At 53.3% G+C, this 26,471-nt stretch carries 22 protein-coding genes, 1 other RNA gene and 3 pseudogenes; 4 read left to right on the top strand and 22 right to left on the bottom strand.

The window, feature by feature from the left end:
• Nucleotides 1-20 precede the first annotated feature (20 nt).
• Nucleotides 21-1,004, top strand: a complete 984-nt coding sequence (locus tag B5V00_RS16875; RefSeq protein ID WP_139800678.1) for a hypothetical protein — start codon at nucleotides 21-23, stop codon at nucleotides 1,002-1,004.
• A 48-nt stretch (nucleotides 1,005-1,052) separates the two neighbouring features.
• A complete protein-coding gene (locus B5V00_RS06190) occupies nucleotides 1,053-1,532 on the top strand; it encodes a class II glutamine amidotransferase (protein WP_085009894.1) in 480 nt (159 codons plus the stop codon).
• A gap of 42 nt (nucleotides 1,533-1,574) precedes the next feature.
• Here B5V00_RS06190 and B5V00_RS06185 read toward each other — a convergent pair whose 3' ends face one another.
• The 15 genes and pseudogenes from B5V00_RS06185 to B5V00_RS06110 form a co-directional block, all read right to left on the bottom strand.
• Entirely contained in the window at nucleotides 1,575-2,117 is a 543-nt protein-coding gene (locus tag B5V00_RS06185) for a hypothetical protein (protein WP_085009893.1), read from the bottom strand.
• 118 nt (nucleotides 2,118-2,235) lie between these two features.
• Nucleotides 2,236-2,547 carry a type II toxin-antitoxin system RelE/ParE family toxin gene (locus B5V00_RS06180; RefSeq protein ID WP_085009892.1) on the bottom strand — a complete coding sequence of 104 codons (312 nt, stop codon included), beginning with the start codon at nucleotides 2,545-2,547 and terminating at the stop codon, nucleotides 2,236-2,238.
• 2 nt (nucleotides 2,548-2,549) lie between these two features.
• Nucleotides 2,550-2,816, bottom strand: coding sequence for a type II toxin-antitoxin system Phd/YefM family antitoxin (locus B5V00_RS06175; protein WP_085009891.1), 267 nt, complete (start codon nucleotides 2,814-2,816; stop codon nucleotides 2,550-2,552).
• Between the two features lie 134 nt (nucleotides 2,817-2,950).
• Nucleotides 2,951-3,760: an alpha/beta hydrolase gene (locus B5V00_RS06170; RefSeq protein ID WP_085009890.1), complete on the bottom strand. Its 810-nt coding sequence runs from the start codon at nucleotides 3,758-3,760 to the stop codon at nucleotides 2,951-2,953.
• A 397-nt stretch (nucleotides 3,761-4,157) separates the two neighbouring features.
• Nucleotides 4,158-5,498, bottom strand: a complete 1,341-nt coding sequence (locus B5V00_RS06165; RefSeq protein WP_216355463.1) for an MvaI/BcnI family restriction endonuclease — start codon at nucleotides 5,496-5,498, stop codon at nucleotides 4,158-4,160.
• On the bottom strand, nucleotides 5,461-5,946 hold the full coding sequence (locus B5V00_RS06160) for a very short patch repair endonuclease (protein WP_085009889.1): 486 nt from the start codon (nucleotides 5,944-5,946) through the stop codon (nucleotides 5,461-5,463). Before B5V00_RS06160 ends, B5V00_RS06165 begins: the two co-directional genes overlap by 38 nt.
• 271 nt (nucleotides 5,947-6,217) lie before the next feature.
• Nucleotides 6,218-7,384 (bottom strand): annotated as a pseudogene (gene dcm, locus B5V00_RS06155) (DNA (cytosine-5-)-methyltransferase); the annotation flags it as partial.
• Nucleotides 7,385-7,491: 107 nt separating this feature from the next.
• Nucleotides 7,492-7,800, bottom strand: a pseudogene (locus B5V00_RS06150) (ORF6N domain-containing protein); the annotation flags it as partial.
• Nucleotides 7,801-8,088: 288 nt separating this feature from the next.
• Nucleotides 8,089-9,072 (bottom strand): Fic family protein, encoded by a 984-nt coding sequence (locus tag B5V00_RS06145; protein ID WP_085009908.1) that lies wholly within the window; start codon nucleotides 9,070-9,072, stop codon nucleotides 8,089-8,091.
• A gap of 315 nt (nucleotides 9,073-9,387) precedes the next feature.
• Nucleotides 9,388-10,458: an AI-2E family transporter gene (locus tag B5V00_RS06140; RefSeq protein WP_172399637.1), complete on the bottom strand. Its 1,071-nt coding sequence runs from the start codon at nucleotides 10,456-10,458 to the stop codon at nucleotides 9,388-9,390.
• A 952-nt stretch (nucleotides 10,459-11,410) separates the two neighbouring features.
• The gene (locus tag B5V00_RS06130; RefSeq protein WP_085009886.1) at nucleotides 11,411-13,042 is read right to left on the bottom strand and encodes a formate--tetrahydrofolate ligase; all 1,632 of its coding nucleotides are present in this window, start codon (nucleotides 13,040-13,042) and stop codon (nucleotides 11,411-11,413) included.
• 79 nt (nucleotides 13,043-13,121) lie between these two features.
• Nucleotides 13,122-13,361, bottom strand: a complete 240-nt coding sequence (locus tag B5V00_RS06125) for a hypothetical protein (RefSeq protein WP_085009885.1) — start codon at nucleotides 13,359-13,361, stop codon at nucleotides 13,122-13,124.
• 199 nt (nucleotides 13,362-13,560) lie between these two features.
• Nucleotides 13,561-14,730 (bottom strand): Fic family protein, encoded by a 1,170-nt coding sequence (locus tag B5V00_RS06120; protein WP_085009884.1) that lies wholly within the window; start codon nucleotides 14,728-14,730, stop codon nucleotides 13,561-13,563.
• A gap of 146 nt (nucleotides 14,731-14,876) precedes the next feature.
• The gene (locus B5V00_RS06115) at nucleotides 14,877-15,062 is read right to left on the bottom strand and encodes a hypothetical protein (RefSeq protein WP_085009883.1); all 186 of its coding nucleotides are present in this window, start codon (nucleotides 15,060-15,062) and stop codon (nucleotides 14,877-14,879) included.
• A pseudogene (locus tag B5V00_RS06110) lies at nucleotides 15,059-15,365 on the bottom strand (hypothetical protein). Before B5V00_RS06110 ends, B5V00_RS06115 begins: the two are co-directional and overlap by 4 nt.
• Nucleotides 15,366-15,927: 562 nt before the next feature.
• On the opposite strand from B5V00_RS06110, the gene B5V00_RS16870 reads away from it, so the two are divergent.
• Nucleotides 15,928-17,445, top strand: coding sequence for a hypothetical protein (locus B5V00_RS16870; protein ID WP_139800677.1), 1,518 nt, complete (start codon nucleotides 15,928-15,930; stop codon nucleotides 17,443-17,445).
• Between the two features lie 317 nt (nucleotides 17,446-17,762).
• Nucleotides 17,763-18,320, top strand: coding sequence for a recombinase family protein (locus B5V00_RS06105; RefSeq protein WP_085009882.1), 558 nt, complete (start codon nucleotides 17,763-17,765; stop codon nucleotides 18,318-18,320).
• 906 nt (nucleotides 18,321-19,226) lie between these two features.
• On the opposite strand, the gene B5V00_RS06100 is transcribed toward B5V00_RS06105, so the two are convergent.
• The 7 genes from B5V00_RS06100 to panC form a co-directional block, all read right to left on the bottom strand.
• Complete coding sequence (locus B5V00_RS06100; RefSeq protein ID WP_085009881.1) at nucleotides 19,227-20,924, bottom strand: site-specific integrase; 1,698 nt, start codon at nucleotides 20,922-20,924, stop codon at nucleotides 19,227-19,229.
• 134 nt (nucleotides 20,925-21,058) lie between these two features.
• Nucleotides 21,059-21,411: a transfer-messenger RNA gene (ssrA, locus tag B5V00_RS06095) on the bottom strand.
• Between the two features lie 211 nt (nucleotides 21,412-21,622).
• The gene (gene smpB / locus B5V00_RS06090; protein WP_085009880.1) at nucleotides 21,623-22,075 is read right to left on the bottom strand and encodes an SsrA-binding protein SmpB; all 453 of its coding nucleotides are present in this window, start codon (nucleotides 22,073-22,075) and stop codon (nucleotides 21,623-21,625) included.
• Nucleotides 22,065-22,523, bottom strand: coding sequence for a SoxR reducing system RseC family protein (locus B5V00_RS06085; protein ID WP_085009879.1), 459 nt, complete (start codon nucleotides 22,521-22,523; stop codon nucleotides 22,065-22,067). The genes smpB and B5V00_RS06085 overlap by 11 nt, the downstream gene beginning before the upstream one ends.
• Before the next feature lie 83 nt (nucleotides 22,524-22,606).
• Entirely contained in the window at nucleotides 22,607-23,893 is a 1,287-nt protein-coding gene (locus tag B5V00_RS06080) for an amidohydrolase family protein (protein WP_085009878.1), read from the bottom strand.
• Nucleotides 23,890-25,545, bottom strand: coding sequence for a pyridoxal-dependent aspartate 1-decarboxylase PanP (gene panP, locus B5V00_RS06075; protein WP_085009877.1), 1,656 nt, complete (start codon nucleotides 25,543-25,545; stop codon nucleotides 23,890-23,892). The genes B5V00_RS06080 and panP overlap by 4 nt, the downstream gene beginning before the upstream one ends.
• A gap of 37 nt (nucleotides 25,546-25,582) precedes the next feature.
• A complete protein-coding gene (gene panC / locus B5V00_RS06070) occupies nucleotides 25,583-26,434 on the bottom strand; it encodes a pantoate--beta-alanine ligase (RefSeq protein ID WP_085009876.1) in 852 nt (283 codons plus the stop codon).
• Between the last annotated feature and the right edge of the window lie 37 nt (nucleotides 26,435-26,471).

Raw genomic sequence — 26,471 nt, 5'->3', positions numbered from 1 at the left:
TACCAATTAAGGAGAGAACAATGGCAGTAAATCACAAATCAATAGATTCAACAGCAAGTGGAATTTCAAGAATAATAAAAGAAATTCGTGACGTTTACAAAATTGGTGGCATAGCAATTATTGGTATAACTATAATATGTATAGCAATAACTGTAATTTGTAAGGAATATCTAGGAACATCCTATATGCAGATAGCTATTCCACTGGTTTCGATATTAGCAATTTTATTCATTGTAATCAACTACCTATCACTACAAATAAAAAAAATTACTTCAAATATAGACTCTATATCAACAGGCATAAATACTGATATAAATATTAACAACAAGCTAGACCACAATAAAAACAATATGAAGTTCGATATACCTAGCATGCTAATTATACACAGATACGATTTTACTAAAAAAGTTGACGTTTTTTCATATCGAAGTTTGAAAATTTACACCATACGGTCTTTAACAAATGAAGATTTTATTTTTAAAACATCAAGAAAAAGTTTTGGTGAGATCAAAAAAGACAAATCAATATCTGACCAAGTTGATACATTAGTACATGGTATAGGGTCATACACAAGCGTACTTGAAAAAACTTACTCAAATAATTATATCGGAAAACACTATATAAACATCAGTGAAGCAGAATGGGAAACAAAGATAGGATACCGTCCTGAACTTGCGCAAGACGACACTCTTCATAGAATTTTATATAAAAATGTATTATTCACAAAATATCACGACTATATGGGAACAATAATAGTAGCAAATACTGAAAGAATAAGACAACTAATATACTTTCCTTCTCAACAATATCTTCCGAAAAAGTTAAAATCAATACAAATAAATAATGATGGAGAAATAGTTAATCTTGAACCAAGAATAGAAATTGTCAGTCAGAAGAATTTAGTAATAGTTGAAGTAGACAATTTATCAGTCGGTACTGGTTTTTATACTTATTGGGTCTGGTCTGATGAAATCTTTAGCGAGGAACCCGCAGTTTCAAACTGACAAGAGCAACAATATTTTTCCTACAGGTACGGACTTTTCTGGCACACAATGATCCTGCACCTGCGAAAATCGGCGTGGGAAAACACCTCCAGCACCCGCCACGCCCATCCGTTCTTTCTCGGCGACACGGTCTTTTTTCACAACGGCGTGGTCTACGACTACCAGGGGCTGCTCCCTGGTATCACCCGGCCGGGGCTCAGGGATGATTCCCGCGACACCGAGGTCCTCTTCTATCACGTCATGAGCGGAACAACGGGAAATCTGGGGCGGGACTTTCTCGCCACGGCGGCATTGATCCGGCAGAAGCACGACTTCTCGGCTCTGAACTGCCTGTTCAGTGACGGCCGCAAACTCTTCGCCTATCGGGATTACACCAAAGAGGCGGACTACTATTCTCTCTACAAGGCTTACGCGAAAAACTCCTGCCTGGTTTCATCCGAGCCGCTGGATGACGACCTGAGGTGGGAGATGATGGCAAAGGGGGAATTTCTGGCGATCGATCCGGGCAACGGGGCTGATGGCGCGTAAAGCTCATTCAGCCCCCAATCCCTGCGGGTACAACGTCCTGGTTCAGTGTTGATGACCCTCATCGGCACCCTGTGCCAACCCGGGAAAACGTTCCGTGGCAAACTTGCCGTGGCAGGCGACGCAGGCGGTGGTCATCTTGTAAAGGTAGAAGTTGACCACATCCGCGTTCTTCATCTCCGCCGCATGGGCCAGCATCCCCGCCGACGTGTGAAAATCCATGTCCATCTCGATGAACTGCTGCGGCAGCACCCGGTGCAGCTCCTCTTTCTGGGCCGCAGTCAGTTTCTGCTTGAGAATAAAACTCGCCTTGATCTTCTGGCCGATGTCGGCAACCTTGTCCCAGTCGCCGGCCGCGATGGCCGGCACCAGCTCCATCACCCCCTGCTGGATCAACCCCATTTCCTGGTTGAGCAGCGTCCGCAGTTCGGGGGAAAGCGGGACACGATGTAAGGTCTGCGGCTTCATGTGATGGGCCTGCCCACCACCGATTGTCGTGGTCTGTTCATGACCGGCGGCCAGGGCAAGGTGAGGGAAACAGAAGAGGATGGCAGCGATGACCAGGGACATTCGTTTCAGCAGCGACATGGGTTGACTCCTGGTTGCAAGTGTTGAGGTGTGACTTGAAGTTATAGCAGATAACAGCCGGGAACGACCGGGTTGTCAAGGGAAAGAAAGTGAATTTCTTAACAACGCCCCCCGGTTGTCACCCCGGCAATCGCAACAGCCGCTCACTCCGCCAGATGCGAACGATACTGATTTTCTCCGGGAAACGCCGATAAACAATTCGAAAGGGGGGATGGATCAGCTCTCTCAGTTGGGGGCTGTTGAATTCCGGAACAATTCTCCCCCGGTCAGGATGGCCACTCAAGTTTTCAACCGCGGCGACAATCTCTCTGACAAATCGATCGCCGACTTCCGGTACCTGCTGTTCCCGGTAAAAATCCAGAACATCTTCCAAATCCCTTATTGCAGATTCGGCAAAGGAAATGGTCACACAAGGGAGCTGATTGGACATCTTTACAGACCCAGACGTTCTTTTGCCGCCTTGAGGTCGACCTCCCGCTGGTTGTCAAGATCATCAAGCCCCGCCACCACGGCCCGCATGAACTCTTTTTCTTCTTCGGCACGCTCAAAATCTTCAAGGGACTGCATAACCGCAATGCCTCGACCGCGACTGGTCAGCAGGATGGGACGATGAGTCTGGTTGGTAAGCTTGACGATCTTCCCCGGATTCACCTTCATGTCCGTTAAAGGGACGATATCTTCAGAAAATTTCACCCTCATATCGGCACCTCCTCAATGGTCGATTAATAGCACCAGACAAAGATGCTGTCAATTGGTCTCTGTTTCAGAACGGGAACTTGGGGATTATCGAGGTAGAGAAAGTGAATTTCTTAACAACGTCCCCCGGTTGTCGGTCAGCGTATTTCCGTCAGAAACTCGCGCCACCAGTTCCGGTAGGCCTCTCCACCGACCTCGTAGCTGTTGTTGTGCCCTGCCCCCGGCAGGGAATGAAACCGTTTCGGCTGCGGCGCACGCTCGAACAGCTGCCGCCCCATCTGCTGGGGGACGATTTCATCCTCATCGCCATGGAGAATCATCAACGGCACTCTAAGGTCGGATATCTTGCCCAGACTATCGTAACGGGTATTCAGCAGCCAACCGCCAAGCAGCCAGAGCAGCGGTGAGTGATGCCTGCCCATCGCCCCGATGGAGGTAAAGGGCGATTCGAGAATCAGAGCTGCCGGAGGCTCCTCGAGAGCGAGCTGCAGAGCGACCGCAGCTCCCAGGGAGCGACCGAAATAGACCATCTGTTCCTGCTTCCAGCCCTTCTGTTGCAACCAGACGAGAGCGCCGCGCAGGTCGCTGTAGGTTCCAGCTTCGCTCGGCGTACCCGAACTGCGCCCGTAACCTCGATAATCGAAGATAAAAACCGTCAGCCCCAACTCACGCAGCAGCCGCAGATTGTCGACCCGGTGGGAGATGTTGCCAGCATTGCCGTGGCAGAAAACCAGCAGCGGCCTGCCCGGCTCTCCGGGAAGATACCAGCCGTGCAACGCGGTGCCGTCCGCTGCGGTGAAGAAGACATCTTCATACGCCAGCCCGACCGCGGCAGGAGTGGTGACCAGCTCGGCGGTGGGAAAATAGACGAAGGAGCCCTCCAGCGCGGCACTGACCGGAGATGGGAGCAGAAGTGAGCCGAAGAGGATGGGGAGGAGCTGTTTCATTGGTATCCCGGACAACTGATGTTCAGCGTTCAGAATATCAGAAATCCAGTCCCGTGCCCGCGGATTTCAGCAATCGCAACAGACCGGGGGCCGCATAAGATCGGCGGTCTGCATCGCAACGACTTCATCATGGCCAGCAAGACCGACCGGTTGCTCTAGGGCAATCAGCCCCGGATCCCATTGCCGGTACCAAGTGGGGGCAAAAGCGTTACCTGGACATGGGCTTGCTCAAGGAGCAGGACTTTGAACGGCTGAGAAAGTGAATTTCTTAACAACGTCTCCTAGGTGTTATAGGTGCCAACATTCCAGTTATCTCTGGATGTCGTGACGACCGAAACCTTGCAACCGCATTCATATTTTTTGGACAACTTGCCGTGCCCGGCGACACAAGCGATGGTCATGTTGTAGAGGTAGAAGTTGACCACGCTGACAAATCAATCTTTCTCATTCGATGGTACAAACTCGGAAGGTGTGCCGACTTCATCCTGAACTGGCTCCGATGCTTGGCCTTTGGTTTTGTAGATGCATTCTCAAGTTTAATCCCTGGATCGTAATAAACCTGCCCCTCGTTCATGGCTTTCAAATACAACAGGAAATCAGTCCCCTCACCTATCCGAACAACGCTGCCGTATTGATAACATAAATCCGGGGTTTTCCTTTTAATGCTCGGGACGTAAGCGGCTTTAGCGTGTTTCCTGTTCCAATGCTTCATGATATCTGCATAGTGCCAGATAGCGGCCTCCTCACCAGTACTGGAAAGCAAGGCGATACCACCAGTAGCATCGTGAATTTTTCCTTCAACCGGATCAAAACCAATCAGGGAAAGCGTAAGTCCGGTTCTTGAATGGCGTACTCCTGCCCTATGAATACCCCCAAAGTTTAGCCTGTCTTCCCTGCCAGCCCTGCCTGTCATGTCTGGATAGCCAAACCTGCGGACAAATGCTTCTACCCCCTTTTCTTTGTAATACCCACCAGTTGGTTGAGGAGTCATGAGTGTCAACACACCTACATCTATACGGTCAAACGAAGTGACATTATGCTGTTTCACCTCATACCCGTGGAAGTCTGGTTCTGAAACACCATTAGGGATAATTCCAAGTTCCGCCTCCAAGGTGTAGCCACCGCACTGTGGGGCCTCACATGGAAGTAACTGCCCTTTGCTACCCAAACGCTTCGACCTTATCCAGCCCATCATATAGATTCTTCTAAGCTCAGTCAGGAGAACAATTTCTTCTTGGCCGGATTCCTCATCCAGCCCCAGTTCTATAAATACTCCTTGCTGAGACAGTCCTTTTAATGTCCTAAATTCCTTAGCAAGTTCACTTTCAGGGTGGCAAAGGTATCCAACAATCTTGCCATCTTGCCGAATACCCATGAAGAGGATTCTTCCCGACAACCTTAGGGACTCATCCATCATTTCGGAAGGGGCATTAGGACATCGCGCAAGAAACCCTGAAAACCGTACTTCAGGGTACTGTGAATAAAGTATAAGCTGAGCTTTAGGTGCGGGATGACTAGATCCATCTTCAGAAAGCCACCAGAAATCAAGTCCAGCCTTCAGGATATGAGATTTATCAGGGTCTGGTCGAATCTCTCGGAACGGCAGTAGATTAATTGCTGTAAAATTCCCCCCCAGATAAATCTGTTGTTTCCTGTTATCATTGGCAGCCAGGACCTTACAAATGATGGTCCGGCAACCGTTATCTGCCATCATCGTTTTTAGTGTCTGAAGTTTCATACCCCCTAATCTCACATTCTAAATTATCGGACTTTATCCAATCTGATATTCTCTGAATGACATCATCAAGAAGCAGACGCTTTTTCCCCTTCAATGAACATTCCCAAACAATAAGAAGTCGCCAACCAGAAATTTTAAACAATTCTCTGTTTTTGATATCTAACTGCCTGTTTCTTTCAATTTTTTTCTTCCAAAAAATGATATTAGAAGTTGGTTGTTTAAAAAGATGGCAATCATGACCATGCCAAAAACATCCATGAACAAAAATTGCAGCATGGTACTTTGGCAACAAAATATCAGGCTTGCCAGGAAAACGCTTATCATGAATACGATATCTGAAGCCTAGAGAATGCAACTTTCTCCGGATTAGTAACTCTGGGCGGGTGTTCTTACCCCGGATACCTGACATCATCCGGCTTCTTGTTTTCTTATCAACAATATCAGCCATTAGATGATAACGTTAAATTCTCACTCCATATTCTTCCGTTGTAAGATATGGAAGCAACCTTAATACCATTCAGGTAAACATTACCCGCCTCCCCTGTCCAGTTACCACTTCCAAGATTCCACTGATTGATATACTCCCGGCAAGACTTCGAGGCCTCGTCAAGAGAATCAACCCACACTCTTCGGCTCGGGCTTTGGGGACTAACTTGTCCGTGGTCTGGATTACCAAAAGAGCAAAGAACAACTTCATACTTATTGACACGAGCTTTTTTAAGCGCCAAAACATGAGGAACCATAATACGAGCAACCTCCTGAACAACTGGAACGACAACCGAATTTCCAAACTGCTTGTAGGCCCTAGTGTCTGAGACAGGGATTCTGAAAGAGTCCGGATAACCCATAAGTCGAGCGCATTCACGTGGTGTAAGACGCCTCGGATTCTTCTTGGGCCCCTGATATACGAGAATTTCACTGCCATCCTTGTAGTATCGAGCTGAGAGCGTTCTGGCAATGTCTTCCCGTTTAGTCATTCCAAACCCAAAACCATTTCCAGCAGCCTTGTGCTTGGCGGCATAATTCTGAAGGTACAACCAAAGTTTATCTGAAAGAGTGTACTTTGCATCAACCTCGTCATCAGGAAGCAGTATATCTCCCAAGGTCTTCGACTTCGGATCAGGCAAGTTGAGGTCATTCCATGAAAAATCAGTTTTACCATCAAAGCCAACTATAAATATTCGTTCCCGATGTTGCGGTACAAACCCCTTTGCGTCAATCACCTTATGAAAAACCTGATACCCCAGTTCCTTTTCAAGAGTGTACTTGATTACGTCGAATGTTTTTCCCTTATCATGTCGTTCAAGGTTTTTGACATTTTCAAGCAGAAAAGCAGGAGGTCTGAGGTCTTCAAGCATTGATGCTATATGAAAAAAGAGATTCCCTTGGTCCTTGCATGCAAATCCGTGAGGACGGCCTAGTGCGTTCTTTTTGCTCACCCCTGCGATAGAGAACGGCTGACAGGGAAAACCTGCAAGCAGTACATCGGGGGTTTGCGGGATATGAGTTCTTACTTCACCGATAATTTCATTTATGTCACCTGCCAGATCATGACTGTCATCAAAATTGGCTCTGTATGTTTTCTGCGCATATTCATCCCATTCACTGGTGAAAATGCATCTCCCACCGTAAGCCTCAAAGGCTCTCCTTATTCCGCCGATACCAGCAAATAAATCAATAAAAGTAAAATCACCTGTCCCTTGGGCTGGACGATAGAAGTCAAACAGAAGTTGTTCCAACACAAGTAAATCACTTTTCGAAGGGCTGGCTTCTCCCGCAACCCATCTCCGCACTGTCCTTGCTGACTTGCCGAGTTCATCTGCAGTTTGTTCATAGCCCAAAGCATCCACTGCCCTCTTAACGATCCAAATCGGTTCCTGTTCCATATCCACCTCAATCAGGGAAATTTTGTGACAGAATGTCACAAAATTTCCCTGCAAGCAAGAACCAATTAACAGAAAAATTTCCAAGGCGCAGAAACTGATAGAAGATGCACGGCCCTCGGACTGCGAAGCACGCTGGAAAGCATCGCCACGCCCTGCTCGGAAAATGCATAGGGTGGTGTGCGCCTACCACCCCACTGACTTGAGGTCACAATTTGTGATCTCAAGTCTTTAAATTCCTGATTTATCAACTGAAACATGAAGTCGGCAGGAAACCGATCCATATTTCGCTTGACGGCCTGGATAAGGTTTTTAGTCGCGACTCCATACAAGGCAGCCAGATCCTCATCAAGGATAACTTTATCCCCACGAATAATCCTGATCGATCGCTCGATGCGTACCACATCCATGTGGCTCATGCCTCCCTCCCGAAACCAAAACCGCCCGCTCGGCACAGGCCGACACGGACGGTCATCATTCCCTCAAGTTGTCCCCCTCTGGTACTGCATGAATCCCTCCCGGACAAGTCAAACAATGCTGACAACTTATCCGATTTCAGCGCGAATGTAAATCAATTGATGGGCGCTGGGCATAGGGCGCTGGGCGCTGGGCGCTTGGAAAGAGGAAAAAGCCTCAGTCGCCGATAGACGCTGATAAACCCTTGAGCCCCCGGGGATAAAGTTCCGGCAGACGTGAGTCAACTCGGGTCAACCATCGCCATACTGCTTCAACCATTGGCGGCCCTTGTCGGTGAGGCGATATTGCTGCAGGCGGCTGTTGGGCTTGTCGGGGAGGGTCATTTCTATCAGGCCATCGGCCAGGGCCGGCAGGAGATAACGCCGGCGGAAGGATTTGCGATCCGACAACCCAAGGACGGACTGCAACGCCTCGCGGCTCATCTCACCTCGGATCACCGTCAGCAGTTTGCTGACTTGGGGGCTGACTTGGGGGGCATCCTGGGGAACGGATACGCTCACGGCCGCCAGAATCATCCGCAGCATGAAAGAGATGAAGGGCGCAGAGTCTGTCAGGCGGGTACTCTCCTGCAAGGCCCGGTAATACTCGTTCTGGTGTTCGAAGACCAGGCTTTCCACCGGAATATCCGCGAACAGAGGATTCCAGCGGGCCAGAATCAGACTCTGCCACAGTCTTCCCATGCGACCATTGCCGTCGGCAAAGGGGTGAATAAACTCGAACTCGTAGTGGAAGACAGAACTGGCAATAAGTGGATGGGCGTCGGTTGTCGTCAGCCAGCTGAATAAATCCCCCATCAGTTGCGGCACCCGCTCTGCCGGGGGTGCCATGTGAATGACCTGCCGGCCCGCCATGACTCCCACCCCGCCGTGTCGGTAGATACCCGCCTCGTCAATCAATCCGGTCATCAGAATGCGATGCGCCTCCAGCAGGTCCTTTTCTATCTCGGGTTGCCAGATTTCAAACCGGTCGTAAGCGGACAGGGCGTTTTTGACCTCCTGCACCTCGCGGGGCGGAGCGATCACCCGCCGGCCCTCCAGGATGGCGGTTATCTGAGCTTCACTCAGGGTGTTCCCCTCAATGGCCAGGGAACCGTAAATGGTACGGACACGGTTGGCGCGCCGCAGCCGCAGCATCCTGGCCTGATCAGTAAGCACCGTCAGATGTCTGATGGCGTCGCTGATCGCGGCGACCCGGTCCTGAATCTCCGGAGTCATGGTGAAGGGTGGCTGATACGTGGATTTTTCGCTCACGCTCCTCCTCTCCCGATCCGGGGCAGACCTGGATGACTGTCCTCTGTCCACCTGCCGAAGGTCATTTTTCCCCATTATGGGCAACGGGCCCATCACCGGCGGCCCTTTCAACCAAAAACCGCCCGCTCGGCACAGGCCGACACGAACGGTCATCATTCCCTCAAGTTGTCCCCCTCTGATCCAGCATGATCCCTCCAGGGCAAGTCAAACAATGACGACAACTTATCTGATTTCAGCTCGAATGTAAATCTATTGATGGGCGCTGGGAGCTGTGCACTCTTAAGTCGCTCTTTCGACGTCTTCGTCTTCATCCATCCAGGCCTTGAACAGCGAATACATGATGGCAAGAACCACGGCGCCGACAAAGAGGCCTATGATCCCGGAGAGCATCATCCCTCCTAAGGCCCCAATCAGGATAACCGGCATCGGAATGTTCACACCGCGGCCCATGAGCAGAGGCTTCAGAAACCCGTCACTGGCACTGACGACAATGGACCAGATGAGGAAGAGGACCGCCGGAGTGGTCTCGGACACTGAAAAAACATAGGCGGCGACCGGCCCGAGAATCAGAATCGGCGGCAATTGGGCAACGGCGAAGATCAGAACCAGAATCGCCCAGATGCCGGCAGCGGGAACCTCGACCATAAGCATGCCGGCGGTCGCGAGAACGGCCTGAACGATGGCCACCCCGACAACACCGAGCATGACCCCGCGGATGGTCGCGGTGGCCAGGGTCGTAATTTCGACGCCTCGGTCACCGGCAAGGCGGGTCACGATCTTTTGAACCGTTGCCGCGACCGGATCTGCTTTTGCGAGAAAGAAACCGGCGATAAAGGTTGAGAGCATCACGGTCAACAGTCCGACGAGGCCGCCGCCGACAGAGTTGAGCAACGGTCCGATGGCTTTTTTGATGTGGGGCGCGAATTGCCCCAGGGCCTCGGTCAGATTTGTTGACGCCAGTTGCCAGGTTTCATAGACAGACTCTCCGATAAGCGGCCAGTCGGCAACCCTGGCCGGGGGCAAAGGAATATTCAGCGTGCCCTTCTGGATCCGCACGGTCAGGGTTTGTACCGTATCGATGGAGGACGAGACCAGAACGACGCTGGGAATGATGAGAGCGGTGATGATCACCAGCACAAACAGGATTGCGGCCAGGGACTTTCGTCCGCCCAGCAGCCTGGCAACCCTGGTGATAAAAGGATCCGTGGCAACTGCCAGGATTCCGCCCCAGACAACCGGCACCAGAAACGGTTTCATCAGAAGGAAAGACCAGACAACCAACGCCCCGAGGATGGTGACTTTAATCACTGTCTCAATGACGTTTCTGGTAAAGATCTTATTGTTATCCATAAGTGGCGACCTGATGAGAAAGTTTGACGGACCCTGAACGGAGATAAGTATACCCTGAATCCGTGAGCCCCTTGCAAACATTTCCGGTTACCCTCCCCGGCCGGCAATATCCCCCTGTCACAAAACTGGGGCCACCGGAGAAGAGTCTCCGGCGGCCCCGTTTACTTATTCAAAATAGATGATGTGACAACGACTGTTACTCGCCGGGAGTTTCAGAATGGATGCCGGTGCCGTCGTGCGTCCGGTCATTGTTGTGCAAAAAACCATTCCCCGCCTGCGAATGATCCTGAGTCCCCGTCATTGAGCGGTTCTGATGCTGATTCTGGGACTGATGCCGGTTCTGATCCATGCTTCGGGACGACATCGTATTGTAGGACCGATCCGCCATCGACCGGTTCATGCTTCCATGCCCCGCGGAAAAGCCCCCACCGTGAGAGCCTCCGCCCCCTCTTCCGGCGACTGCCATACCGGCGCTACCGACACTGACAACCAGGGCGAGCATTACGATAAGCATTTTTTTAGACGACATTTTTGTTTCTCCTTGACCAATTTGTTCTGTTAACAGTGATGGCGTCGCAAAAACTCACCAGCAGCTGCGTTGCTGCGCTTGTCTCGCTGCTTCAACGTACGTAAGCACGCCTCATTGCTCGACAATCGCGCGCCTTGCTGCTGGCGCTTTTTGCTTAGTCAACACTGTTGATGCTTTTTTGCGAAAACATCAACAGTGACTGCCGTGTTGAGTTCCACCCCTTCAGCGAAGGGGCGCCTGCGTCCGAAACAGACAGGCCGATCCTGCAACTCTCAATTCCATCCGGACATACTCCTTAGACGCAGGTCGGAAGATTTGGTGTACATGATTTTCGGATTGGAGAAAGGTTTCCAGATTCACAGGATTCTCAGAGGGAATGATGCCGCAGGAGTCCGTTATGCCGGGTTTGATTGAAAACAGAGATCAGAGTCCCTCAATACGGCCATCCGCGCCGAGATCAATCCGCTCCGCCAGGGGCGCCTTCGGCAACCCCGGCATGCGCAGCACATCCCCGGTCAGCACCACCAGGAAACCGGCGCCGGAATTGACCTGCACGGCACGCACGGTAATGTCGAAATCACGTGGTCGGCCTTTTAAGGCGGGATTGTCGGAGAGAGAGGTCGGCGCCTTGGCGACACAGACCGGCAGGTGATCGAGACCGAGCCGTGTCACCTGGCGCAGATCCCGTTCCGCCTGGCGGGTGAAGGCGACATCGTCGGCACCGTAGATTTCCCGGCAGATGACACGGATCTTTTCCTCAACCGGCAAGTCAAGCGGGTAGAGGGGAGCGAAGGGGGTACTGGCGGCAGCGTCCATCACCGCCCGGGCCAGCTCGATCGCCCCTTTCCCGCCCTGCTCGAAATGACGACAGACGGCGCAGGCGACGCCCTGCTCTTCGCAGCGCTTCACCACCAGCGCGATTTCCTGCTCGCTGTCGCCGGCAAAATGGTTGAGGGCAACCACCGGCCGCTTGTTGAACTTGCCGACATTCTCGATGTGCTTGTCAAGATTGACCAGTCCGCGCCGCAGGGCGGCGATATTTTTCGCGCCCGGGTTCCCCGGCGGCTGCCCGCCGTGCATCTTCAGCGCCCGCACCGTGGTCACCAGCACCACCGCGACCGGGTCAAGTCCGGAGAGACGGCACTTGATGTCGAAGAACTTCTCCGCCCCGAGGTCGAAGCCGAAACCGGCCTCGGTGATCCCCCAGTCGGCATAATGAAGCGCCATCCGGGTGGCGATCAGGCTGCTGCAACCGTGAGCGATGTTGGCGAAAGGGCCGCCGTGAACCAGGGCCGGCACCCCTTCTCCGGTCTGTACCAGGTTGGGATGAATGGCGTCGCGCAGCAGCGCCAGCATGGCGCCGGTCACCCCCAGCTCGCCGGCATAGACCGGCTCGCCGTCCCAGCGGTAGGCGACCAGGGTGCGATCAATCCGCCGCCGCAGGTCCTCGCTGTCTTCGGCCAGGCAGAGCATCGCCATCACTTCGGAGGCGGCGGTGATATCGAATCCTCCCTCACGGGGAATCCCCTGCCCGGTCCCGCCAAGACCGACGATGATATGCCGCAGACTGCGGTCGTTCATGTCCATCACCCGCCGCCAGACCACCCGCCGCGGATCGATGGCGAGGGCATTGCCGTGATAGATGTGGTTGTCGATGATTGCCGACAGGAGATTGTTGGCGCTGGTGACGGCGTGGAAGTCGCCGGTGAAATGCAGGTTGATGCGCTCGGCGGGGACCAGGCTGCTGCGTCCGCCGCCGGTGGCGCCGCCCTTCCTGCCGAGGCAGGGCCCGAGCGAGGCCTCGCGCAAGGCCAGGCAGACCGAGGCGCCGAGCTTCGCCAGCGCCTGCGCCAGGCCGATGGAGGTCGTGGTCTTGCCCTCCCCGGCCGGAGTCGGCGTGGTCGCCGAGACCAGAACCAGTTTCCCGACACCCGACGAGGGTCGCTTCAGGGCGTCGAGGTGGATCTTGGCGACCTGTCGACCATAGGGGAGCAGGCAGTCCGGCGGCACTCCCAGTTGTTCGGCAATCGTCCCGATATCGACGACACCCGGCATGATAGCACCTCCCTCAGTTGAGAGTTCAGGCGGCACGGGATGAAAGGTGATAATCAGGTCATGAGATGGCGGTGAAGCATCAATGCCTTGACCACCAGAACAACCCCGCCAGCAGCAATGGACCGAAAAAACCGACCAGGCTGGTCCAGATCGGGATGAGATGGCCGGCGATGATGATCTCGGTGCCGGTCAGCAGCCGGAGCAGGTGCAGGGTCGAGACGAACAACAGGATGAAGAGGATCACCACCTCGACCCGACGCGCCATCTTCTGTCTGATGACAGGGATGCGGGATTGTTGCACGGGACCCGGTTTTTTCATTCTGTCCTCCTCCCGTCAAAGCCAGTGGGCGGCGCGGCCATCCGACAGCCTCCTGTTTTCAGTTTAACGCAACGAGATTGGAAAAGTTAATTTCTTCGGGAAGGATATGTTGCGTGAACAGGTACCATGGTCCCTGTGGGCCGGGGTGGCGGGAATCGCCCAAGACAAAAAAGGGATTCCGTTCAATCCGGCCAAAGGCTTACTCAGCCGGCAATTCTGTCCCCTTATCCATGATTTCCAGATAGCCGGGATAGCTGAACAATCGGTTACGCTTCCCCATGGACAGTTCCTGCACAATCCCCAGTTGCCGCAGACGATCCAGGGCCCGGTTGACTGTTGCAGGGGCAAGCCCGGTCATCTCCACCAGGCCACCGGACATGGCAATGGGGTGCTCCATCAATGCCCTGTGAACCTGGAGAGCCGAAGCCGCAGCCCGGCCGATGCTGCTGATTTTCTGCCGATCCCCGTTCGAGAGTTCAAGGAGCTGCTGCGCGGTTTCCACGGCCTGGGTGGCCGTCACCACAACCGCCTCGGCAAAAAAATCAAGCCATGACTCCCAATCCCCGGTCAGGCGAACCCTGTTGAGCAAATCGTAGTAATGCTGGCGATGGGTCTTGAAATAGAGACTCAGGTAAAGCATCGGCGTTCGTAAAACCTTCTGCTCGCACAGCAGCAGGGTGATCAGCAGGCGCCCCAGGCGGCCATTGCCGTCAAGAAACGGGTGGATAGTCTCAAATTGCACATGTGCCAGGGCGGCCTTGAGAAGCACCGGTGTCGGTTCAGGCTGGTCGTGCAGGAAGAGTTCGAGCTGCCCCATGCATTCAGCCACCACCTCGGCCGGCGGAGGAACAAAGGCCGCATTACCGGGCCGAGTTCCCCCGATCCAGTTCTGGCTGCGGCGGAACTCTCCCGGGGCCTGGTGGCCGCCACGTCCCCAATTCAGCAAAACCCCATGAATCTCGCGAAACAAACGTAGGGAAAGCGGCATCCCCTCTTCCAGGCGACGCAGGCCATGATCCAGAGCGGCAACGTAGTTGCTGACCTCGCGCACATCATCCAGGGGAACCCCCGGGATCTGATCAAGCTCGAACAGCAAGAGGTCAGAAAGGGACGATTGGGTCCCCTCGATCATCGAAGAAAGCACCGCTTCCTTGCGAACGTACATGTACAGAAACAGAGAGGTGTCAGGCAGCAGGGTGGCAACACTGTCCAGCCGGCCCAGGGCCAGCAGCGCCCGGTCGAACTTGTTTCGCAGTTCCGGATCCCAGTTGACAGGAGGGTCAGGGGGCAGGGGTGCGGGGATAAAAGCCCGTGCTTTTTCACCCACGGTCGATATCGTCACATACTTTCCCTGCAGCTGCCGTTTCATCTGCAACCCCCTTGAACTTAAAATAAGAATCGAGCTTATTTTAACTTATTGCGTATTTTAAAATAAGCTGACCGGCAAAAAAGCTCAAGCCGGAAATAAAAAAGCCGCCCGGCAGGGCGGCTGAAAAGTCTTGCTGAAGCTGGAGTTCATTCGGAACGCCCCGCATCTTTCGGGGCATCCTCACCGATCATGACCGGTCGTCCATCCTTCCAGACTACGGCGTACTCACCGAGGCGGCGTTTTCTTTCGAGGGTTTTCTTCGCCACTCTCTGCAGGGTTTCGAGTATGATCCTAGCCTCTTCCGAGGGCTGTTTCTTTTCCGTCGGGCTCATAAAACTGCAGCCTCCTTCAGGAGCAGTTGGTAATAGTCTCTGTGCAGAATATCACGCTCAGCCCCTTCTTGGTCAAAAACCAGCACCGGGACATCCCCATCATTCATGTAGCATGTGCAGTGGTCGACCCTGCAACTGAACAAATCGAGTAAATTTCGCAGGCTGCGTGGGAAGCGGCGCTCGATGTCGCGTTCCGGGATGTTGTGTCCGCCATGCGCAATCCGCCACGACAGGCAGGTACTCCAGGGCAAAGGTGGTCTTGCCGGCGCCATTAGGTCCGGCGATGATCCAGCAGGTCGGCATTGAAATAGCTCCAGAGCAAAGCGGTTACGTGCGCGGTCGGAGTATAGCAAATAACGGTGCGAGGAGCCATCTGCAGTCTTCATGTTACCCACTTTTCTACCCACATTTTGGCCCGGTGCTTACTGATTTTTTTCAGTTGGCCAGGTACGGGAATCGCCCCCTACGGTCAGGGCGTCCTGCCCTTCCCTGCGTCGGCTCCCCTCCGCTCGCTGACGCGGCCATCCCTGGCCGCTTTTCGTCCACTGGACGCGCTCGCTGCGCTTCGATTCCCGCGATGACTTCAGACCAATTAAGAAGGGCCGCCCCGACAGGGCGGCCCTTCTTAATTGGTGGAGGTGGCGGGAATCTGTCCTCCACTCTCTAACAACATGAAATCACTAACTTATCTAGCAGGCTGTGCGTTTATTTTTTTCTTGTGTGGCAAAGTTCTGGGACTAGGTTAGAGCAATTATTTTGTCAAAGCAAGAAATCTAGGTTCTACTCCTCGACAACACACACATTTGCGTCCGTAACCTTCTCAGTGTAAGTTAAATCATTACCGTGGTTGGACTACCTACCTAGCATGGCAGGGAAAAAGGAGGGGGAGAATATGCCTTCAGCAGAGGACTATTCACTCAGAGCTAAGGAATTCGTTAATGAACTCAAAGCCAAGAGAAAGCCTCACGTTCGCCCCGAACATGACAACCTTTACCCATGTATTGAAACTATACCCTGTTATTCAGGTGAAGACCAAAACCATACTTTAATGCTGCAATACAGATTTGATCATCTACGCGACAGACACCCCATCGCCAACATCCCAACAATACCGCTCCCGAACGGTAATCACTTCTACCACTTCACAACGACAAGAGATGCATTGATAAATATTCTTAGTGACCCAGAAGGAGCAATAACCTTTCGAGGAAAAACATACGAAGACCTATTTTATAGCGACTATGAATATTGGCATTATGTTTTCCAAGCCAGAGCGAAGAGAAGAACTCTTTCAGGTAGAGAACAAACAATTCATGGCCCGTTCTCAGAGTTAGTACCTGGAGACACCTTAGTTAGCCACGGTATACCCGGTTCCATCGGAAGAGGGTCAACAGACGTATCAAAGCTCTCTCTACCCGACAAACACTATGAACGATACGTCCCTCAAGCACCAGTGGATGACGGAGCCCAAGAGGACGTAAGTCCAACTCAGTACCTTTTTTTCCTAATCGATAATTTTGGAGTTCCTCTAGAAGGCGTATCACATCTGAATTTGCCTTACGGGGTACAGTGGTGGCCCGCCTCAAAATTTCCAGCTGATGACATTTTGTTAGACAATCTAGTACTTCCCAACTCTTTCGAAGCACAAAAAACCTTTACTGGAGTTCTTCTTGTACCATTCAATCAACACGAAATATCTCATGCAGAAAAAACTCAACTATTAAAAGAAGTACAAAAAATTGTTAAAAGAATAAGGTCATACCTTCACATAAATCATTCAGCAAAAATGAGAATAATTGGAGAAGTACAATTTGCATACTCCAATAACAACCTATACAAACAGAGAATAAATATTTATGATTACCCAATATATAGGTGCTGGAGCGAAACAACTCCCATACGACACTCTTTGTTCCCAGTTCAACACCTGATCGATGCCATAGATTTTGCATTCTATGAACCGGCCCGTAAAAAAGACATAAAAAAACTCCTTATACGAGCTGTAGACTCTCTTGATTTAGCAAGAACATTGGGAACTGATCCTGTAGTGGCTCAAATTATTATCTGGTCAGCAATAGAAACTCTCATTTCCCCGAACTCAAAAACTGAACTGGTTACCAATATGGTGTTCTGTCTAATGGGACTACATGAAGACAGGACTTCCCGACTCGAATTTTGGGAAAGAGTTAAAGATTCCTATCAATTGCGAAGTGACATAGTTCACTCTTTCGACATCCCTGACGAAGAAGACCTTTTGGAAGCTCTTGAGTTTACAGAACACCAGTGCTTATCACTAATGAAGTTCGTAACTTCTGTCGCCATTCCCAATGGGTGGTCTCGAGATGAGCTAACAAAAGAACTCAAAAAAAGAGCCCTTTCCTGATAAATCTCTGGAGGAAACTAATGCAACCCATTGGAATTTTATAGAAAAAATCTGAAACAACATCCCACAAGAGAGGCTACCGAATCCCCCCCCCTGCCTTCGTGCCTTGCTGCCACTCTCTAGCCCCCCCTGACAATCATCTCTAGCCATAGTCTCCGCCCTCCAAATAACGATATGGCAACACATCAACTACCAATAGATCACGCCCTATCGATAGCCATCAACAACCACCCTACAGGCTATCACTAAAGTTTATTCTTGATTTTTGATAGCACACTATCGTATCTTCTTTGAACCAATTGATAGGAGGCGTGATAATGGGTGAAGTAATTGGGTATGCAAGGGTCAGCACAACAGGTCAGAAACTAGATGTACAGCTTCAGGCTCTCAAAGAAGCAGGAGCAACCAAGATTTTTCAGGAGAAAGTGACAGGGGTTAAACGTAACAGGAAACAACTACAGTCAATGCTGGACTATATCCGTGAAGGAGATACTGTAGTGGTGACCAAACTGGATCGAATAGCAAGAAGCACTCGTCACCTACTGGAAATAACAGACACGCTCAAGGAGACAGGAGTTACTTTCAAAGTCCTGAACAACAATCTTGACACCTCTACCCCAAATGGAAAACTGATGCTGACCATGCTAGGTGCCATTGCAGAGTTTGAACGAGAGATGATGCTCGAACGTCAGGCGGAAGGCATCGCCAAGGCCAAAGAAGAAGGAAGATACAAAGGAAGAAAACCTACTGCCAGGGCAAAAGCCAAAGAGGTCTATGATTTGGCAGACAAGGGACTCACAAGACAAGCCATCGCTGATGAACTTGGTATCGGCGTAGCGAGCGTCTACAGGATCCTGAAAGACAGACCATCATGACAAACAAAAATGGCCATAGAGCCTCCGTGTTTGACTTCTGAGGCGTTTTCTCTTTGCGGAAGGCCCCAAGCCTACTTCAGAAACTGTTCGCCTTTTACAGGCCAAATTTGACAAGACTCCACCTTGAGTCCCTCCGTCAGAAGGAACTGAAGAAGTTCATGGGAGGTGTCTTCAACAGGAAATTCCTTCAGAAGCCTGACAGGTGGGTAAATACTGGATTTTAAAGAGAAAACTACAGTTTCACTGAAGTTATCTGAGAATAAATTCATCCCTGTGTAACTTATTGAAATCACAAGTTGTTTTGAAACTACACATTATAGGGGTGAGGGAAAGAGACCCCCTGAGGGTGAAATTGAAAGTTTACTAAAGAGATACTATAGGTAGACCTTAGGATTCCCTATAGGTAGACCTTAGGTTGTCTCTGAAGTGGGTACTGATAATTCATCACCTTCATATCCCTCCCTATCATCTCATCACTGAAGTTCTCTACCGGAGGTCACACTAAAGCTTTCCTCCTGGCTAGTGGCCTCCGGCTTTTTTCCTCAGATGAGAATGGGAAGGGGACAATGGATGATCATCTCTCCAGTCACCACTGTCAGGAGAACTATAGATGATGTCTCCCTCTTTACAGAAAACTGTGGTGATGACCCCGGTCTTCCGTACCACAGGTCTTCTGACCGTGAAGACTTGAGATGGATCACCGTCTTCTTTCACTAAACTCCCCACTGGAGGTCATGTCTATTCAGCAGACAGCCTCCAGATTGACCATAAATGCTCCACCTACCTTTCCCGCAACTCTTCTCCACCCAAGGCCACAAAAACAGCTTTCTCCCCTCAAGCTGGTGGCCTTATTTTTTCCACTTTCATAGTTTTTTTTAATCGTTGAGGCATGTCATGACAGATTGACTAATCCTTACCTTCAGGAGCTTTCAACTCAAGACCATAGTCCAGCCTCCTGATGGTGTCCAAGAGAACCTGAGGCTTGTATCGCTTGCCATATCGACCCATCGTCACTGAATCTTTTTGACTGTGACCTACAAGTTCACCTATCTTGGTCTCAACCTCCCCTCCCTGCTTCAGGTTGTCAACGAAGGCATGTCTCAGGGAGTGAAAAACCTGTTTAGGGTCATCAGTAATGTACCGGTCCTTGATCCTTTTGAACTTCTTACTGTAAGCACCTGAATACCCGTCTCGTCCCTTCTTAAGACCGGGAAACAACTTCTTTGCCTCAACCCTGTTATGATATTCAAGGAAGCCAAGCTCGATAAGATGGGGATGCAAAGGAACCATACGTTCAGAGCTGTCTTTCGTTTTCAGCTTCTTATCGCCTTCCCTGTTGACATCAAAGCACCAGACACCGTCAACCTGCCTTACATCTGACGTGTCAAGCTGGCATATCTCATCAAGCCTCATCCCTGAGAACATGCCTATCAGAGGGATCCACTTCTCTTCCTCGTTTATCGACAGATGACTTGTGAGCTTGCAAGGAGCCTCAATAAACAAGTCATAGAGCTTCTGAAGGTTTTCTCTGGTAAACGCTTTTCGTTGTTCATCCGGCGACCTGCTGTCTTTCGGAACAAGCCCTTCAGCAACATTTCTATCCAGATGCCCAGCCTTCACAGCCCACCTGAGAAGCGTACTCAACAACTGCATGTGATGCTTGACTGTAGTGACTCCAAGAGGGTCAGGGACTGTCTTAAGAGACAATAGCTGTCTTACAGTCTTGTCACGATACTCAGGCTTCTTTTTTCTGTGACGTGGAATACGCTTCAGCTTCTCCAGACAGTCAACAACATCGTCCCTTGTAAGACTCCCTGCTGGTCTGTCACCAATGACTTCAAGCATCAATCCAAGACGCTCTGCACACTGTTCCTTGCTTTTTTCTGTCCACTTTTCCTGAGCAGATTTCTCCTTAATGTACTTCTCAATCAGTTCCGACAGCAAGACGCCTCTTGGGGAGCCTTCAACTCCAAACGGTTGTCTTTCTTCTTGACTGGCTGAGAGGTGGTAATAAGGGTCACTGAAGTCCCCCATGTCACGCTGACAGTCTATCTGGTGAATTTGATTGACGTGAGCCAAGGCAATGTCTCGACAAAGCTGAAGATACTGCACCGAGCCTTTATCCACCTTCAGATTGTTCTTCCGCAGGAACTCATCCAGTCGCTGAGACACATAGTCAAACCGGTTCTTCTCCAGTTCTTCCTTGACATGCTCCACCTCTGGGTCAAACAAAGCTCTCTGCGACACCCTCACAGGTCCATCATCAGTCTCCAACACGGTGTCCTCTGAGATGTGTCTGTCCCCTACCCTGGCACCTTCTCTCTTCAGCCTCTCGGTATCGTGTTCAGCCAGAGTGTGCTTGATATAGCCTTCCACCAGCCTCTTCATTTCAGCATCTGACAACATGCCTGTCCTCATCAGCGTGAATACCTTCTCTGTCTTGACGTTCCAGATTTTAAGGAGGCGTTTTGCTGAGGTCAATGACTTGGTCCTGAGCGTCCTTTTCAATTCGTCTCTCTTGAAGAAGGGTCTGAGGTCGACCGGGAACCTGATCCTGAAATACCACGTCTCCCCCACCCTGTAGAGGTGTGCCGCATGGGCCATTTCGAGGTGTCCTTTCTTCCCGCCTTTGTGGCAAAGTTCTGGGACAACCTGCAGACCGGACTTCAGGAGGATACTGACAGAAAAAGGAAAACCCCCTGAAACCACAGATAGTTGTGATTCCAGAGGGTCGTCACTGGTGGAGGTGGCGGGAATCGAACCCGCGTCCGAAAATCTTTCACATAAGGCTTCTACATGCTTAGTTCGTGTATTGGCTTAACCCTCGGAACTCCCACGAACAGGATTCCCTTCGGGGGAGCCTGTTAGGATTTCGCCTCCGCGTCACAGGCAACCGCGAAAACTAGCCCACTGAATTAACGTTTCATGCCCTGCATGGGCGACAAAGCATGAAACGTGGTCGCTTAATTAAGCGGCCAGTGCGTAACGAACGTCAGTATCGGCGTTTGTATGAGTTGGGCTTTTTTACGGAGCCAGCCCACTCCGGCATGCGACCTTAGCTTCCAATCCCCGTCGAAACCGAGTCACCCCCTTAAATGCTGTTAGATGGTCGATGTGAGATGGGCGCTTCGCTGAGGTAAAACATCTTACATCTCACGCTTCTACGGTTAATTCATTATGCCACAAGTTTTTTTAAAAAGCGAACACCAGTGCCTCGTGATCCGTGACCGATAACTCGTCAGATCCAAAGCGCAGACCTCTGACCTTAACAACTCACATCAGCGCAGCGCCCATCTCACATCTTACAGCCTTCCACGCATGGCGCGGGCCATTTCGCGGGCATCCTGCTTCTGCCTGAGCGTCTGGCGCTTGTCGTGCAGCTTCTTGCCCCTGGCGACACCGATCTCCAGCTTGGCGCGGCCTTCCTTGAAGTAGAGCCGGGTCGGGACCAGCGAGAGCCCCTTCTCCTCGACCTTCTTGGTCAGCTTGCGGATCTCTTCGGCATGCAGCAGCAGCTTGCGGCTGCGCAACGGATCATGGTTCTCGCGGTTGCCGAAATCGTAGGGGCTGATGTGCATGTTTTCGACAAAGATTTCCCCGCCGCGGATGCGGCAGTAGCTGTCGCGCAGATTGACGGCCGCTTCGCGCAGCGATTTCACCTCGGTGCCCTGCAGGACCAGCCCGGCTTCATATTTTTCCTCGATGAAGTAATCGTGGAAGGCCTTCTTGTTGTTGGCGACAACCTTAATGCCCATAATCCTGTTCCGAGCCGAGAATGGCGACAATGCGCGGCAGATAGCGTTCACGCTCAAGTTTTCGATTATAACCACGGATGACCAGCAGGCTGATCACCAGCCCGGCAATACCGAAGGCGGCGGACAACAGATTCGGGTCAAGGTCCTTGCCGATCCATGCCGACACCTGCCCGCCGAGAACCGCACCGATGACCAGCACGATCAGCGGGACGATGTAGACCAGGAAGGACGACTTGAGGAAGGTTCGGCTGCTGATACTGATTCTGACCTGATCACCGACGTCCGCGCCCACCTGGTTGCGCGTCTCGACCAGGCGCTCCCCCGAATCGCGGCCCATCTCGCACTTGTCGGCGGCGCTGCAGTGCCCGCAGGCGCTGCCCTTGCGGCAGAGAACCATCGCCGTGCCGCCGGGCCTCAGTTCAACCACGGTACCGGTTTCTTCCATCATCGTTCAGACTCCATGGCCCGGTTTGCAGGGCGGACGGCATTATACCTGAATCATCTGTTTCGTGGGAGAAAAATGGAGGTCGGTTACAGCTGCGGCCGACCGTGCAGGTAGAGCTGCCACACCGGTTGTCGGCAGCCTTCGGCGACCAGTGCCTCGATCAGTTCGGAGGGATTGGCGGCAGGCGGCAGATCAACCACCTGGAAGTGGGCTCCCCGCCCCGGTTCAAGAGTCCCGATACGCGCATCGACACCGAGCAGCCGCGCCCCGCCGAGGGTCGCCGCCCGCAGCAGATCGACCGGGTCGAGAGCATCGGCATAGATCCGTCGCGCGGCGGCGAGCTCATCCCACATGGAAAGAGAATCGTTGGAGGCCAGGCTGTCAGTCCCGAGCGCCAGCGGAATGCCCGTCCGCCGGTAGAGTTCAACCGGAGCGCGACCGACCCGCAGTTTCTCGTTGGAACGCGGGCAGAGAACCACACCGGAGCCGTGTCGCTTCAGCCGCACGACATCCCCGGCATCAACCTGGACGCCATGCACCAGCAGGATATCGGGACGCAGCCCGCCCTGCTCTTCCAGCCAGGCCACCGGCGACAGACCGCACTCCGGCGGCGCCGGCGGCGACCAGCCGGCCCGGGGATAGAGCCTGTCGACCAGCGGACCGGTCCCGGAGCGCAGCAGCTCGCTTTCGGCCGGCGATTCGGCGAGATGAATCGCGGCCGGGCACCTGTGGCCGGCGGCCAGAGAGAAAACCCGGCGAAGCAGTTCAGCGGCGACGGTGTAGGGCGCATGCGGCGATACGGCGGCTGACAGGCAGGACGAGGGAGAACGGTCGAGGCGTTTGCCGATCCTTTCCAACAGCGAACTGAACAGCTGCGGGTCACGCCCCAGGGTTTCAAAAAAAACACTGCCGAGCAGGGGCGATTGACGGTAGGCGTCAACCGCCGAATGAAAGGAAAGAATGTCACCGATGACGCCGGTGCCGGATTCCAGGCAGAGGCGCAGGCCGCGTTGGATCGCAGGCATGAAGTCTTCCGCCGGCCGGGCCCGTTTGACCCGTACCAGGCGCAGTACCCAGTCAACAAAATCTTCTGCGCCGGTCAGTTCGTCCTCGCCCGCTTCGACGGCCCAGGCCGGAAAATCGGTCAACTCAAGATGAGTATGGGCGTTGGTCAGCGGCGGCAGCAACACCTTGTCGCCGAAATCGACCACCTCGGCAGCGGTGCCGGCGGCGCGGAGATCATTCAGAGGGCCGACCGCGACAATCTGTTCCCCCGTCACCAGCATCGCGCCTCCCGCCACCGGTGGGGAAGAGATCGGCAGCAGGTACCGGGCGGTGTAGATGCGGGAATCACCGGCCGCGTTGGGGTTCAAGATTCCTCCCGTGGGTCGACCTCGAGCAACGCTCCCAGGGCATCCAGCAGATCCTGGATCTCTTCCCGGCAGGCGATCCGGCACTGTTCCTCCAGGATGGAATCGATAATCTTTTCGTCTGTCAGGGGATTGGCCAGCACCACCCGGAAAACGGTCAGATTCTGCTGCCCGTAGCGGGCCGACTGCAGAGTGGTGCGGGAGACGAAGGTCTTGCCCGACTCGCGCTGGTATTTCTGAATCAGTCGGATCACCTGGTCGAGAATCGAATTGGCTTCCTGCCGAACCCCGACCCCGGCAAACTCCATCCGCCGCCGCGCCCAGTCCGGCAGGTAACGATAAGTGAGAATGTTCAGCTCCGGCTCGGTCATCAGTTCGAAGTCGCGATGGTCGCGGACCTTGCCGGCAAACATCCGCGCCCGGTCGATACCGAGATCGATGAGCAGCTCATAGCCCTTGCGACCGATGATCGACAGCCCGGCATGAACCAGCATCGCCTTGCCGGGCCGTGACCCCTCAAGGGTATGGCTTCCCAGGTCCTTGGAGCCCTCACGCAGGATGTAGGCGGCATGATGCTCGATGGCGCGCAGCGCGACCGGATTTTTGAACAGCACCATCCCCGCCCCCATGGGAACATAGAGCTGCTTGTGAGCATCGAGAGTCACCGAGTCAGCCCGTTCGATGCCGGCCAGCAGGTGGCGATGGCGGCTGGAAAAGAGAGTCGGCCCGCCCCAGGCGGCATCGACATGAAAATGGCATCCCGTCTCGCCGGCAATATCGGCCAGCCCTTCCAGGGAGTCGACGTTGCCGGTTTCGGTGGTGCCGGCGATGCCGACGATGGCCAACGGCCGGATTCCCTCGTCACGCAACCGGTCGATCTGCTGCCGCAGGGACTTGAGATTGATGCGGTTGTCGGCATCGGTATCGACCCGGACCAGGTTGTCGCTGCCGAGACCGATCAGGTCGACCGCCTTGGTCAGGGAATAATGCCCGCGGCGGGAAACGAAGACCGCCAGTCCGCGGCAGCCGAGATGGTCCAGGGCGCGGGCGTACCCTTCCCGGGCGATGCCGCCGAAATCACCGTCGGGAGCGCACAGCAGGTTGCGGGCGGTCCACAACGCGGTCATGTTGGCGATCGTGCCGCCGGAACAGAAAGCACCCAGGGCATGAACACTGTCATGCATCCGCCGCCGGTAGAAATCATCCGTCTCGGCATAAATCAGCCGGTGCAGCATCGCCAGAACCTGCCGTTCCATGGGAGTGAAGGCCTTGGAGGTTTCGACCTTGACCAGGTTCTGGTTGAGCGCGGTCATGATGCGCGACAACGGCAGCATGAAATAGGGCAGCGCCGAGGTCATATGCCCGGCGAAACCCGGGGCGGCGGTATGGACCGAATGGGCAACCAGCTTTTCCTTGATGAATTCGGTATATTCGGAAACGAAGGTCGGCTCCTCGGGGATGGCCGGATCGGCGAAATCCCTTTCGACATCCTCCAGGCTCCGCTCCAGGGCAACAATATGCGCCTGCAGGAAACCGGCAACGTCCCGGGAGATGGCCTGATCGATGGCCCCGAGGGTCGAATCGGGGGCTTCGGGAATGGTAAAGATGCGGTAGAGGTTCTCCAGGTTGGCCTTGGCTGTTTCTTGCGGGGTCATGGCGGGTCTTTCCCAGGGGGGCCGGAAACGTCGGCAATCAGCCTTCTGGCAGCAACAGGCTGTTGTCAATCAGCCGGGTTGCACCGATAAAGACGGCGAGCAGCAATACCGAATCGGCGTCAATCCGCTGTTGCTGCGCCAGGGTATATTGATGACAAATCTGGAGATAGTCGATACGGGCTTCCGGTTCAACCCGGATCATCTCCTCGATGCCGGCGAGAATGGCGGCGACATCTCTCTCGCCGCCAGCCGCCAGCCGTTTCGCCTCGGCGATGGAACGGCTGAGCACCAGGGCCTGCCGCCGCTGGTCGTCAGAGAGATAGACATTGCGGGAACTCATCGCCAGGCCGTCCGCCTCGCGGATAATCGGCATCCCCACCACCTCGACAGGGAGGTTGAGATCAAGGGTCATCCGTCGGATAACCGCCAGCTGCTGGAAATCCTTCCGGCCGAAGAAGGCGATATGCGGTTGCACAATGGTGAACAGCTTGGTGACAACGGTGGTCACGCCGCGGAAATGGCCGGGGCGGCTGGCGCCGCAGAGAACCTCGGTCAGCCCCTCGACATCGACATAGCTGGCATAGCCGCGCGGGTACATGTCGACGGCCTCCGGAGCGAAAATGATGTCGGTGCCGACCGCCTCGGCCAGCGCCGCGTCACGACTCAGGTCACGCGGGTAGCTTTCGAAATCCTCGCCCTGGCCGAACTGGGTCGGGTTGACGAAAATCGACAGCACCAGCAGATCCCCGCGCTCACGCCCTTCACGCAGCAGTGAGAGGTGCCCCTCGTGCAGCCAGCCCATGGTCGGTACGAAAGCAATCCGCTGCCCCGCCTCGCGGGCGGCCAGGCAGCGCTGCTGCATCTCGGAAACGGAACGAATGATTTTCATAGGTTCACAGGTTCAAGGTTCAAGGTTCGAGGTTCAA

Origin of the sequence: Geothermobacter hydrogeniphilus (assembly GCF_002093115.1) — a bacterium.
Lineage (GTDB): Bacteria > Desulfobacterota > Desulfuromonadia > Desulfuromonadales > Geothermobacteraceae > Geothermobacter_A > Geothermobacter_A hydrogeniphilus.
This window is presented reverse-complemented; position numbering and strand designations above follow the sequence as displayed.

Excerpts from the sequence above, each read along its gene's own strand:
- B5V00_RS16875 (WP_139800678.1), top strand. The coding sequence starts at position 21 with ATGGCAGTAAATCACAAATCAATAGATTCAACAGCAAGTGGAATTTCA.
- B5V00_RS06190 (WP_085009894.1), top strand. The coding sequence starts at position 1,053 with ATGATCCTGCACCTGCGAAAATCGGCGTGGGAAAACACCTCCAGCACC.
- B5V00_RS06185 (WP_085009893.1), bottom strand. The coding sequence starts at position 2,117 with ATGTCGCTGCTGAAACGAATGTCCCTGGTCATCGCTGCCATCCTCTTC.
- B5V00_RS06180 (WP_085009892.1), bottom strand. The coding sequence starts at position 2,547 with ATGTCCAATCAGCTCCCTTGTGTGACCATTTCCTTTGCCGAATCTGCA.
- B5V00_RS06175 (WP_085009891.1), bottom strand. The coding sequence starts at position 2,816 with ATGAGGGTGAAATTTTCTGAAGATATCGTCCCTTTAACGGACATGAAG.
- B5V00_RS06170 (WP_085009890.1), bottom strand. The coding sequence starts at position 3,760 with ATGAAACAGCTCCTCCCCATCCTCTTCGGCTCACTTCTGCTCCCATCT.
- B5V00_RS06165 (WP_216355463.1), bottom strand. The coding sequence starts at position 5,498 with ATGAAACTTCAGACACTAAAAACGATGATGGCAGATAACGGTTGCCGG.
- B5V00_RS06160 (WP_085009889.1), bottom strand. The coding sequence starts at position 5,946 with ATGGCTGATATTGTTGATAAGAAAACAAGAAGCCGGATGATGTCAGGT.
- B5V00_RS06145 (WP_085009908.1), bottom strand. The coding sequence starts at position 9,072 with ATGACTCCGGAGATTCAGGACCGGGTCGCCGCGATCAGCGACGCCATC.
- B5V00_RS06140 (WP_172399637.1), bottom strand. The coding sequence starts at position 10,458 with ATGGATAACAATAAGATCTTTACCAGAAACGTCATTGAGACAGTGATT.
- B5V00_RS06130 (WP_085009886.1), bottom strand. The coding sequence starts at position 13,042 with ATGCCGGGTGTCGTCGATATCGGGACGATTGCCGAACAACTGGGAGTG.
- B5V00_RS06125 (WP_085009885.1), bottom strand. The coding sequence starts at position 13,361 with ATGAAAAAACCGGGTCCCGTGCAACAATCCCGCATCCCTGTCATCAGA.
- B5V00_RS06120 (WP_085009884.1), bottom strand. The coding sequence starts at position 14,730 with ATGAAACGGCAGCTGCAGGGAAAGTATGTGACGATATCGACCGTGGGT.
- B5V00_RS06115 (WP_085009883.1), bottom strand. The coding sequence starts at position 15,062 with ATGAGCCCGACGGAAAAGAAACAGCCCTCGGAAGAGGCTAGGATCATA.
- B5V00_RS16870 (WP_139800677.1), top strand. The coding sequence starts at position 15,928 with ATGGCAGGGAAAAAGGAGGGGGAGAATATGCCTTCAGCAGAGGACTAT.
- B5V00_RS06105 (WP_085009882.1), top strand. The coding sequence starts at position 17,763 with ATGGGTGAAGTAATTGGGTATGCAAGGGTCAGCACAACAGGTCAGAAA.
- B5V00_RS06100 (WP_085009881.1), bottom strand. The coding sequence starts at position 20,924 with ATGGCCCATGCGGCACACCTCTACAGGGTGGGGGAGACGTGGTATTTC.
- smpB (WP_085009880.1), bottom strand. The coding sequence starts at position 22,075 with ATGGGCATTAAGGTTGTCGCCAACAACAAGAAGGCCTTCCACGATTAC.
- B5V00_RS06085 (WP_085009879.1), bottom strand. The coding sequence starts at position 22,523 with ATGATGGAAGAAACCGGTACCGTGGTTGAACTGAGGCCCGGCGGCACG.
- panP (WP_085009877.1), bottom strand. The coding sequence starts at position 25,545 with ATGACCCCGCAAGAAACAGCCAAGGCCAACCTGGAGAACCTCTACCGC.
- panC (WP_085009876.1), bottom strand. The coding sequence starts at position 26,434 with ATGAAAATCATTCGTTCCGTTTCCGAGATGCAGCAGCGCTGCCTGGCC.